The 11,242-nt window shown below is 65.1% G+C and carries 8 protein-coding genes and 2 riboswitches; of the genes, 4 read left to right on the forward strand and 4 right to left on the reverse strand.

All coding sequences use genetic code 11. The features are described from left to right. Positions 1-168: 168 nt before the first annotated feature. A riboswitch (glycine riboswitch) is annotated at positions 169-257 on the forward strand. Position 258: 1 nt separating this feature from the next. After that, a riboswitch (glycine riboswitch) is annotated at positions 259-364 on the forward strand. A 75-nt stretch (positions 365-439) separates the two neighbouring features. From gcvT to gcvP, 3 genes are read left to right on the forward strand one after another with little or no spacing between them, the layout of a single operon-like run. Next, positions 440-1,567: a glycine cleavage system aminomethyltransferase GcvT gene (gcvT, locus tag AC1M2K_RS10930; protein WP_480241004.1), complete on the forward strand. Its 1,128-nt coding sequence runs from the start codon at positions 440-442 to the stop codon at positions 1,565-1,567. Between the two features lie 4 nt (positions 1,568-1,571). Beyond that, positions 1,572-1,946, forward strand: a complete 375-nt coding sequence (gene gcvH, locus AC1M2K_RS10935) for a glycine cleavage system protein GcvH (protein WP_480237080.1) — start codon at positions 1,572-1,574, stop codon at positions 1,944-1,946. After that, complete coding sequence (gene gcvP / locus AC1M2K_RS10940) at positions 1,946-4,810, forward strand: aminomethyl-transferring glycine dehydrogenase (protein WP_480241005.1); 2,865 nt, start codon at positions 1,946-1,948, stop codon at positions 4,808-4,810. The genes gcvH and gcvP overlap by 1 nt, the downstream gene beginning before the upstream one ends. 160 nt (positions 4,811-4,970) lie before the next feature. Here gcvP and AC1M2K_RS10945 read toward each other — a convergent pair whose 3' ends face one another. From AC1M2K_RS10945 to AC1M2K_RS10960, 4 genes are all read right to left on the reverse strand, one after another. Beyond that, the gene (locus tag AC1M2K_RS10945; protein WP_480241006.1) at positions 4,971-6,236 is read right to left on the reverse strand and encodes a CAP domain-containing protein; all 1,266 of its coding nucleotides are present in this window, start codon (positions 6,234-6,236) and stop codon (positions 4,971-4,973) included. Positions 6,237-6,583: 347 nt separating this feature from the next. Continuing rightward, the gene (locus AC1M2K_RS10950) at positions 6,584-8,164 is read right to left on the reverse strand and encodes a solute symporter family protein (protein WP_480237077.1); all 1,581 of its coding nucleotides are present in this window, start codon (positions 8,162-8,164) and stop codon (positions 6,584-6,586) included. After that, positions 8,161-8,511, reverse strand: a complete 351-nt coding sequence (locus tag AC1M2K_RS10955; RefSeq protein WP_480237076.1) for a DUF485 domain-containing protein — start codon at positions 8,509-8,511, stop codon at positions 8,161-8,163. The genes AC1M2K_RS10950 and AC1M2K_RS10955 overlap by 4 nt, the downstream gene beginning before the upstream one ends. Positions 8,512-8,613: 102 nt before the next feature. Then, positions 8,614-9,381: a CPBP family intramembrane glutamic endopeptidase gene (locus AC1M2K_RS10960; RefSeq protein WP_480241007.1), complete on the reverse strand. Its 768-nt coding sequence runs from the start codon at positions 9,379-9,381 to the stop codon at positions 8,614-8,616. 228 nt (positions 9,382-9,609) lie between these two features. Here AC1M2K_RS10960 and AC1M2K_RS10965 point away from each other — a divergent pair, with 228 nt between their 5' ends. Further along, complete coding sequence (locus AC1M2K_RS10965) at positions 9,610-11,232, forward strand: peptide ABC transporter substrate-binding protein (protein WP_480241008.1); 1,623 nt, start codon at positions 9,610-9,612, stop codon at positions 11,230-11,232. The last annotated feature ends 10 nt before the right edge of the window (positions 11,233-11,242 follow it).

The raw sequence follows: 11,242 nt of genomic DNA on the forward strand, positions 1-11,242 counted from the left end.
CCGTTCATCTGTGGTTAAAGTCGGAATGACTCTAAGTCTCTGACCATCTTAGTGTCATTGTGACCAAAACAGAAAGTCCGGTCCTTCATCGTCCGTCACATCCACAGATTGCGGCGCGGGGAGGGGCGCGCTCGCGGTAGGCTGGGCGCAAATCGAATATCGGGCCGCACACGCGATGCGGGAGAGCCGGGCACGCCCGGCACCGAAGGAGCAAGCCTCCCCGCCAATCTCTCAGGTTTACGTACCGCATCGAACTGGCCACTCTGGAAAGCGAACACGCTTGCGCGTTCCGCCGACGGTGAAAGCCGCCTCTCGTCAAGATGATGGAGGCGCGCGAAACTCTCAGGCCGATGACAGAGGGGGAGTTCCCAAGGCACCTCGCGTGCCGCAGCCGCATTTGCGACCGTCCGAGCGACTCGGGCGGAACTCTGGAGAACTCGTGTCGGACCCCATCCCTGAACGCACCAGCCCGCTCTTCCCGATCCATGAGAGCCTCGGGGCGAGCTTCACCGACTTCGCCGGTTGGCAGATGCCCGTCCGCTACTCCAGCGACCTCGCCGAGCACGCTGCCGTGCGGACGGCCGCCGGTATCTTCGACATCTCGCACATGGCCGAGATCGAGGTGACAGGCCCCGATGCCGCAGCGTTCCTCGACTACGCCCTCGCTGGCAAGATCTCCACGGTCAAATTCCTGCAGGCCAAGTACAGCCTGCTGCTCACCGAGACCGGTGGGATCATCGACGATCTCATCGTCTACCAGAACGCTCCCGGCGCGTATCTCGTCGTGGCCAACGCGGGGAACCGTGAACCCGTCGTCACCGCCCTGACCGACCGCGCAGACGGTTTCGACGTGGCTGTCCGCGACGTCAGTGACAGCGTTGCGCTCATTGCCGTGCAGGGTCCGAACGCCCTCGCCATCATCGAGAACACCGCAGGGTTCGCCGTCGCGGAGGGCCAGCAGCCGCTCGCCGACCTCAAGTACTACTGGTCGACAGGCGCAACCTTCAACGGTCGTTCCGTGTTCGTCGGGCGCACCGGATACACCGGCGAGGACGGGTTCGAGCTCTACGTCGACGCCGCCGATGCCGCCGATCTCTGGCGCGCGCTCACCGTCGCGGGAGCGGAGCGCGGGCTCGTCCCAGCCGGCCTCGCCAGCAGGGACACCCTGCGCCTCGAAGCGGGCATGCCGCTCTACGGCCACGAACTCGGCGTCGACACCCTGCCGGTTCAGGCCGGGCTCGGTCGCGTCGTCCATCTCACCAAGGAGGGCGACTTCGTCGGCCGTCGTGCCGTCGAAGCCGGTCCTGCCGACGGCGCCAGGGTCCTCGTCGGCCTCGTGTCTGACGGGCGTCGCGCCGGCCGGGCTGGATACCCCGTCGTCGCCGACGGCGCCACGGTCGGAATCGTCACGAGTGGCGCCCTGTCGCCGACCCTCGGGCATCCGATCATGATGGCGTACGTCGATCCGGCGCTTGCCGAGCCCGGCACCGAACTGGCCGTCGATGTCCGCGGCACCGCGATTCCCGCAACTGTCACAGCACTCCCGTTCTACAGAAGAGAGAAGTAAGGCCATGGCTGACAAGACCACGCTGAAGTACACGCCCGAGCACGAGTGGCTCGACATCGACGGCGACATCGCCACGGTCGGCATCACCGACTACGCCGCCGAGAAGCTCGGTGACGTCGTCTTCGTCGAGCTGCCCGACGTCGACGGCACGCTCGCCTCGGGAACCGTCGTTGGCGAGATCGAGTCGACGAAGTCCGTCGGCGAACTCTTCGCACCTGTCGACGGCACGGTCACCGCGCAGAACTCCGACGTCGTCGATGACCCGAGCCTGGTGAACAGTGACCCGTTCGGAGCCGGCTGGCTGATCAAGGTGCGCTTCGACGCCCTGCCGGACGGCCTGCTCAGCTGGGACGAGTACTCCGCGCTGGTCGGCGAATAATGGCGGAACTGTTCTCCGAGCGCCACATCGGAACGGATGCCGCGGCGCAGGCCGGAATGCTGGCCGCCGTCGGCTACGAGAGCGTCGACGCACTCGTCGAGGCCGCAGTGCCCGAGTCGATCCACGTGGGCGAGATCCTCAATTCATCGATCCCCGCAGCGGCCAGTGAGCGTGAAGCCCTCGCCGAACTGCGGGAACTCGCCGACCTCAACACGGTCCGCACGTCGATGATCGGGCTCGGATACTACGGCACGGTCACCCCAGCGGTCATCAAGCGGAACGTGCTCGAGAACCCGTCCTGGTACACGGCGTACACGCCGTACCAGCCGGAGATCTCGCAGGGCCGCCTCGAGGCGTTGATCAACTTCCAGACCATGGTCACCGACCTCACCGGACTCGACACCGCGAACGCGTCGATGCTCGACGAGGGCACCGCCGTCGTCGAGGGGATGCTCCTCGCGAGGCGCGCGTCCAAGCTCGCGACGAACGTGTTCGTCGTCGATGAAGACGCGTTCCCGCAGACGAAAGCACTCCTGGCCAGCAGGGCAGAAGCCGTCGGCATCGATCTCGTCGAGGTGGACCTCGCAGGAGGAGGCGCACTCCCTGACGCCAGCTTCGGCGCGTTCGTCCAGTACCCGGGCGCATCGGGCCGCGTCTGGGACCCGTCGACCGTTCTCGCGTCAGTGAAGGCACAGGGCGGGCTGACGGTCGTCGCCGCAGACCTGCTCGCCCTCGCCCTCGTCACCTCGCCCGGCGAACTCGGCGCCGACATCGCCGTCGGCACGAGCCAGCGACTCGGCGTGCCGATGGGCTTCGGCGGCCCTCACGCCGGCTACATGGCCGTGCGCAAGGGACTCGAACGCCAGCTGCCCGGCCGCCTCGTCGGGGTGAGCCAGGATGCCGCGGGGCACCCTGCATACCGGCTCACCCTGCAGACGCGGGAGCAGCACATCCGCCGGGAGAAGGCGACGTCGAACATCTGCACCGCGCAGGTCCTCCTCGCCGTGATGGCATCGATGTACGGCGTCTACCACGGCCCGCATGGGCTCCGCCGGATCGCCACCGAGACAGCGCACCGCGCCGACGTGCTCGCAAGCATCCTCACGAGCTACGGACTCACCCTCGTCTGCGACACCTTCTTCGACACCATCCGGGTTCACATCCCCGGCAAGGCGTCGACGATCATCGGCCGGGCTCGCGAGCTGGGCATCAACCTGCACCTCGTCGATGACGCCACCATCGGCATCTCGGTCGACGAGACCACGACCGCCGCGGAGCTGAAGGCCGTCGTCGTCGCGTTCGGTTTCTCACGCGACGAGAAGGTCGACATCGTCGACGGTGCTGAGACCACTCGACTGCCTGACGGCCTCCGTCGCACGAGCGAGTACCTCACCCATGCGGTGTTCAACACCCACCACTCCGAGACCGCCATGATGCGTTACCTCAAGCAGCTGGCCGACAGGGACTACGCGCTCGACCGCGGCATGATCCCGCTCGGCTCGTGCACGATGAAGCTCAACGCGGCGACCGAGATGGAAGCCGTCACCTGGCCCGAGTTCGCCGGGCTGCACCCGTACGCTCCTGAGGCCGACGTGATCGGCTACCTCGGACTGATCGAGCAGCTCGAGAGTTGGCTCGCCGAGGTCACCGGGTACGACTCCGTGTCCCTCCAGCCGAACGCCGGGAGCCAGGGCGAACTCGCCGGGCTCCTCGCCATCCGTGGCTACCACCGCGCGAACGGCGAGACGGATCGCACCGTCTGCCTCATCCCGTCGAGTGCACACGGCACCAACGCGGCATCCGCCGTTCTGGCCGGCATGAAGGTGGTCGTGGTCGCGTGCGACGAGCTCGGCAACGTCGACATCGACGATCTCAAGGCGAAGATCGCCCTGCACGCCGACGCGCTCGCCGCACTGATGATCACCTACCCGTCGACGCACGGCGTCTACGAGCACGAGGTGACCGCGATCACGCAGGCCGTCCACGACGCCGGCGGACAGGTCTATGTCGACGGCGCCAACCTCAACGCGCTGCTCGGCTACGCCAGGTTCGGTGACTTCGGCGGCGACGTCTCGCACCTCAACCTGCACAAGACGTTCTGCATCCCGCACGGCGGTGGCGGCCCGGGTGTCGGGCCGGTCGCGGCGAAGGCGCACCTCGCGCCGTTCCTCCCCGGGCACCCGCTCGCCCAGCGTGACGACCACGGACCGTTCGTCCACGGCGGCGGACCGGTCTCAGCCGCTCCCTACGGCAGCCCGAGCATCCTCCCGATCTCGTGGGCCTATGTGCGCATGATGGGCGCAGAGGGTCTCAAGAAGGCGACAGGCGCTGCCGTCCTGGCGGCGAACTACATCGCCACCCGGCTGCGGGACCACTACCCGGTGCTCTACACCGGCGACAACGGTCTCGTCGCGCACGAGTGCATCCTCGACCTGCGTCCGCTCAAGGAAGCCACGGGTGTGACGGTCGACGACGTCGCAAAGCGCCTCGTCGACTACGGATTCCATGCGCCGACCATGTCTTTCCCGGTCGCAGGCACCCTCATGGTCGAGCCGACCGAGAGTGAGGACCTCGCCGAGATCGACCGGTTCATCGACGCGATGATCGCGATCAAGGGTGAAGCGGATGCCGTCGCAGCCGGAACCTGGCCCGCCGACGACAACCCGCTGGTCCACGCACCGCACACGGCGCAAGCCGTGATCGAGGGGGAGTGGGAGCACGCCTACACCCGCGAGCAGGCCGTGTACCCGGTCCGTTCACTCGTGCGGACAAAATACTGGCCGCCGGTGCGCAGGATCGACAACGCGTTCGGAGACCGCAACCTCGTGTGTGCCTGCCCGCCCCCCGAGGCGTTTGAGGGTTAGCAGGTCGCTGGAGCATTTTGCTCCTCAGCTCAAACAATGAAGCGCTGCCACCCGGGCGCTCGGCTTCCTCGACTGAGGAAGTTGAGCACGTGCCCCGGAGGCAGCGCTTCATGACTCGACACCCCGCAAAACGCTCCAGCGCCCTGCGGGTGTTTGAAATCTAGTCGTTGCTCAGCGCCATCGCGCCCCAGCCGGTGCCGATCGCCTGGCGGGCGCCGAACTTGCCGGTGAGGATCGGGTAATAGAACAGCGCCCCGGCCGAATCCTTGCCGATGAGGCCTGTGGTGCCGGCTCCGCCGAAGCCGCTGAGGACGACGGATGTGAAGCCCGACCAGCCTGAACCGATCCTCGTCCGAGTCTCCGCGACGAATCGTCCGGCGCCGGTGGTCCGGTAGAGCCAGATCTCACCCTTCGCGTTCGTCGCGAGGACGTCCTGCTTGCCGTCCTTGTTGTAGTCGGCGATCTTGACGCTCAGCGCCGACCAGCCGCTGCCGATCGATGTGCGGGCGGAGAGCGTCGCACCGCGGGTGTTCGGGTACAGCCAGAGCGCGCCCGCGGCATCCTTCATCACGACGGACGGATACCTGTCCGTCGTCTTCCACTTCGCGATGTCGACCTCGACGTTGCCCCAGCCGCCGGAACCGATGAGCATCCTGGGCGTGAACCCCCCGGCTGCGCGACCGGGGTAGACGTGCATCTGCCCGTTCTGCCACTGGACGACGAGATCCTGGATGCCGTCGCTGTTCCAGTCGTTGACGTGGAGTTCCCTGATCCCCGTCCAGCCGCTTCCGATGAGCGTCCTCGCTGTCGTGCCGACCTGACCCTGCCTGCCGTAGTTCCAGAGCCGACCGGACGTGTCGGCGACGACGATGTCGCCCGGTGTCCTGATGCTCGGTCTGGTGCCGGCGATGGCAGACGGGACGCCTCCCGGGTAGGTGGCGAAATTCTGGGTGTAGTAGAGCGACCCGTTGCTGGCTGTCGCCACACCGACGCCCAGTGCGTTGGCGGATGCCTGGGTGATGTTCTTGTAGTGGCCGGGGGAGGCCTTCCACGCGGCGACGACGGATTTCACCGCGTAGCCGTATGCGACGTTCTCGCTCGCTGTCGTCCAGCCGGCCGGGTACTGCTTCGCGTACGACGGGTTGTGGGACATCGTCCTGACGCTCGCCTGTTTCGCCGACCAGTTCTGGGCGACGGTGTTGAGCGCAGCGCTTTGGACCACCGGTTTGAGTCCGAGACCCTTACGGATCGCGTTGGTGTCTTCGAGGATGATCTTCCTCGCCTCAGTGAGTGTGTAGCCGCCGACGGCGGGCTCTGCAGCCTGGGCGGTGACCGGAACGGCGACGAGGGCGGAGGCGAGCAGCGCAGTGGCAAGTGCAATGACGGTGAAGCGGCCGCGTATGTACGACGTTGTATCAGTGGACATGTTTTCCCCTCAGAAATCGGCGTCCCGAAACGCCGTGTCCCGGCCAACCCTACCAATCGGCCCTTTTTGCCCCCGCCCCCAGCCCGGGGCGACCTTCCAGCGCTCAGCGAGCCCGCCGGTCCTGGCCTCTCAGCGCGCCTGCCCGTCCACCGAGCGAGCCCGCAGGTTATGCCACGGCCGCCACACTCGAATTCGCCGGGTGAAGGGAGTGTTTTCGGGGTGTCGAGTTATGACAAGGAACGCCCCCGGACAGGACGGTCCGCGTGAAGCGGGAGCCCGAGTGTCCGGGGGCGTTCCTTGTCATTGTCTGAGCTGAGGAGAAAATACTCCCTTCACCCACTAAGGGGTCAGTGCGAAGAAGCCTTCTCCGCACCATGACCGGTAAGCGAGCGCACTTCCATTTCAGCAGCCACCCTCGGATCCTCCTTCACCGACGACGTCACCGTTCCGAGCCAGCCGAGCAGGAACCCGAGCGGGATGGAGATGATGCCCGGGTTGTTCAGTGGGAAGAACGCGAAGTTCGCGTCGGGGAACATCGAGGTCTCCGCCCCTGAGATGACGGGGGAGAAGATGATCAGCAGCAGTGCGGAACCCAGCCCGCCGTACATGCTCCACAGTGCGCCGCGCGTGGTGAACTTGCGCCAGTACAGGGAGTAGAGGATGGTCGGCAGGTTGGCGCTCGCTGCGATGGCGAACGCGAGTGCCACGAGGAACGCGATGTTCTGGCCTTGCACGCCGATGCCGCCGGCGATGGCGAGGAGTCCGATCACCACGACGGTGATGCGGGCGACCTTCACTTCGCCGTTCGGCGGGACGGCACCCTTCTTGATCACGTTGGCGTAGACGTCGTGTGCGAACGAGGTTGCCGCTGTGATGGTGAGCCCGGCGACGACCGCGAGGATCGTCGCGAACGCCACGGCCGAGATGATCCCGAGCAGGATCGACCCGCCGAGTTCGAACGCGAGCAGTGGTGCCGCGGAGTTCACCCCGCCCGGTGCGGCCAGGATGGTCTCCTTGCCCACGAGGTACGCGGCTCCGTAGCCCAGCACGAGAGTGAACAGGTAGAACAGCCCGATGAGCCAGATCGCCCAGACCACGCTTCGCCTGGCCTCCTTGGCGGTCGGGACCGTATAGAACCGCATCAGCACGTGGGGGAGACCCGCGGTTCCGAGTACGAGCGCGAGCGCGAGCGAGACGAAGTCCAGCCGGGACAACCCGGTGAGTCCGTACTGCGCGCCCGGGTTCAGGATGCCTTCGCCCGCGACCTCCGCCGCGCTGCCGAGCAGTGTGGACAGGTTGAACCCGTTGAGCGCGAGCACCCATACCGTCATGACACCGGCGCCGGCGATGAGGAGAACGGCTTTGATGATCTGCACCCAGGTGGTGCCCTTCATGCCGCCGATGAGTACGTAAAGGATCATGATGACACCGACGACGGCGATGACCACGGACTGACCCAGGCTGTCGTTGACGCCGAGCAGCAGCGAGACGAGTCCGCCGGCCCCTGCCATCTGCGCGAGCAGGTAGAAGAAGCAGACCGCGAGTGTCGCTGTCGCTGCGGCGAGACGGACCGGACGTTCCTTGAGACGGAACGAGAGGACATCCGCCATCGTGAACTTGCCCGTGTTGCGGAGCAGCTCGGCGACGAGCAGCAGGGCGACGAGCCAGGCGACGAGGAAACCGATCGAATAGAGGAATCCGTCGTATCCGTTGACCGCGATGGCCCCACAGATCCCGAGGAAGGATGCTGCAGAGAGGTAATCGCCGGCGATGGCTGTACCGTTCTGCCCGCCGTTGAACGATCGCCCAGCAGCGTAGAAGTCGTTCGCCGTCTTGTTCGACCGCGAGGCGCGAATGACGATGACGAGGGTCACGGCGACGAACGCCGCGAAGATCGAGATGTTGAGTATGGGTTCTCCGACGGTCATGAGCGTTCCATCTCCTCGAGTTCGTTCCGGAACTTCTCAGCGGCCGGGTCGAGCTTCCGGTTCGCGAACGAGACGTACCAGGTCGTGATGGCGAACGTCGTCACGAACTGGCTGAGTCCGAGCAGCAGTCCGACGTTGATGTTGCCGATGACCTTGATCGACATGAACTCGTGCGCGTAGTCGGCGAGAAGGACGTACGCGAAGTACCAGACGAGGAAGGCGATGGTGAGCGGGAAGACGAAACTTCGATGCCGTCTCTTGTGTTCGATGAATGGCGGGGATTCTTCGATGGCGATGTAGTCGATCGCGGTGTTAGGGGCGTTCGTCCCTGTGTCGTCGTGTGCCATGATCCTCCTGGGATTCAGCGCAGCGATGCGCAGCGCACCGCTCTGTGCACTGCGTGACACCCTAATGGGGTCGGTGATCGCGCGACAAGGTGCCGGATGGCGTTACTTCGGTTGCATGAACAAGTCCGGCCAGAGCATGACGGCCAACGGATAGCCGACGAACGACGCGACGTCGAGCAGCGTGTGAGCGACGACGAGGGGCGCGACGCGGCCCCATCGGCGGTAGCACCAGCCGAAGACGATCCCCATGACGACGTTGCCGATGAACGGACCGATGCCCTGGTAGAGGTGGTAGCTTCCGCGGAGCACTGCCGTGGACAGGATGATCGTCCAGTCAGACCAGCCCCGTTCCTTCAGCCGGGTGAAGAGGTACCCGACAACGATGACCTCCTCGACGAGTGCCGCACGCAAGGCGGAAAGGATGAGGATGGGAACCGTCCACCAGTGGGTGTCGAGAGGTGAGGCCACGATGGCGACGGTGATCCCGGTCAGCCGTCCCGCCGCGTACAGGGCGATGCCGGGGATGCCGATGGCCAGGAACAGCAGGATGCCCCGGGTCGCGTCGCGTCCGGGCTGACGGAAGTCCAGACCGATCCGCGCCATGCCACTCATGCCGGGCCGCCAGAGCAGGTACAGCGCGAGTGCGACGGCGAAGAGCTCGAAGGTGATGCCGAGGAACTGGTAGGTGAAATCGAGCCACTCCCGTTCGCTCTGCGACGGGTTGAGGCTGGCCGACTGGTCGGAGAGCGGCCGGTCATCGGTCAGCCGGGCGACGATCGCGACCAGCGAATAGACCGCCGAGGCCCCGACGCTCAGCCCCAAAACGATCGCGATCTCCCACCATGCCCGCGCCCGGCTCTGCTCTGGCATTCTCGCTCCGTGTGCGTTATGGGGGAAAGTTGTGGATTTCGCGCGCCGTCACGCTCAGAAGTGCAAGAAACGTGCGAAAAATGCAAGATTCTTCAGACTGAGTTACCGGTGTGTAACGATTGCCCGCCGAATTTTGCAGATCACCCCAACGATACTTAGGGTTCTTGTATCCAGCGCGGTAGACGGGGCACAATTCTGCCTGCCGTGCTCACTTGCACAGGAGGAAAATTGAAGAAATCACGCATTGGCCTCGGCGCCCTTGCGCTGCTGTCTGCCAGCGCACTTGCGCTGACGGGCTGCGCGTCGGGCAATGAGCCGGCAGCAGAAGACCCCAAGGGTGACGCCACAGCGATCATCACCACCAACGGCAACGAGCCGCAGAACCCGCTGATCCCGACGAACACCACCGAGGTGGGCGGCGGAAAGATCATCGACTCGCTCTTCGCTGGTCTCGTTTCGTACACCGCTGACGGTGAAATCGAGAACGAGGTCGCTGAGTCGATCGAGTCCGACGACGCGACGAACTGGACGGTCACGCTCGAAGACGGCTGGACCTTCAGCAACGACGAGCCCGTCACGGCTGAGTCGTTCGTCGACGCCTGGAACTACGGCGCACTCTTCAGCAACGCGCAGGGTTCTTCGTACTTCTTCGACAACATCGTCGGATTCGACTACGAGAAGGACTCCGAACTGACCGGCCTCAAGGTCGTCGACGAGACGACCTTCACGGTCGAACTCGCCGCTCCCGAAGCTGACTGGCCGCTGCGCCTGGGCTACTCGGCATACTCGCCGCTGCCCAAGGCCGCATTCGAGGACATGGAAGCCTTCGGCGAGAACCCGATCGGCAACGGCCCGTACATGCTGGCCGAAGAAGGCGCCTGGGTCCACGAGGAAAAGATCTCGCTGGTCACCAACCCTGACTACGACGGTCCGCGCAAGCCGGCCAACGGCGGACTCGACATCATCTTCTACGCCACTCAGGAAGCCGCTTACGCGGACATCCAGGGTGGAAACCTCGATGTGCTCGACGCTGTTCCCGACTCCGCATTCGAGACCTACGAAGATGAGTTCGGTGACCGTGCTGTCAACCAGCCGGCAGCGGTCTTCCAGGCATTCAACATGCCGTACTACCTCGAGCACTGGAGTGGCGAGGAAGGCAAGCTGCGTCGCGCCGCGCTCTCGATGTCCATCAACCGCGATGAGATCACCGATGTCATCTTCCAGGGCACCCGTACCCCGGCCACCGACTTCACCTCCCCGGTGATCGACGGCTGGACCGACGAGCTCAAGGGTGCTGAAGTCCTCGAGTACAACCCTGAAGAAGCCAAGAAGCTGTGGGCTGAAGCCGACGAGATCGCGCCGTACGGCTCGACCGTGTTCGACCTCGCGTACAACTCCGACGGTGGCCACCAGGCCTGGGTCGACGCTGTCATCAACAGCATCGTCAACACCCTCGGCATCGAGGCTGTCGGCAAGCCGTACCCGACCTTCGCGGCCGCTCTCGAAGACCGCGACGCCGACAAGCTGACCGGTGGAACTCGTGCCGGATGGCAGGCCGACTACCCGTCGCTGTACAACTTCCTCGCTCCGCTGTACGTCACTGGCGCCGGATCGAACTACGAGGACTACTCGAGCGAAGAGTTCGAGAGCCTCCTCAAGGAAGGTGCAACGGCAAGCAGCGTTGAAGACGCGACCGCGAAGTACCAGGAAGCTCAGGAAGTCCTCCTCGAGGACCTCCCGTCCATCCCGCTGTGGTACTCCAACGTCACCGGCGTTTCGGCTGACACCGTCGACAACGTGGTGTTCGGCTGGAACTCGGTTCCGCTGTACTACCAGATCACCAAGGGCTAAGTTTCACCAG

This window comes from Mycetocola sp. Y171, assembly GCF_056713165.1.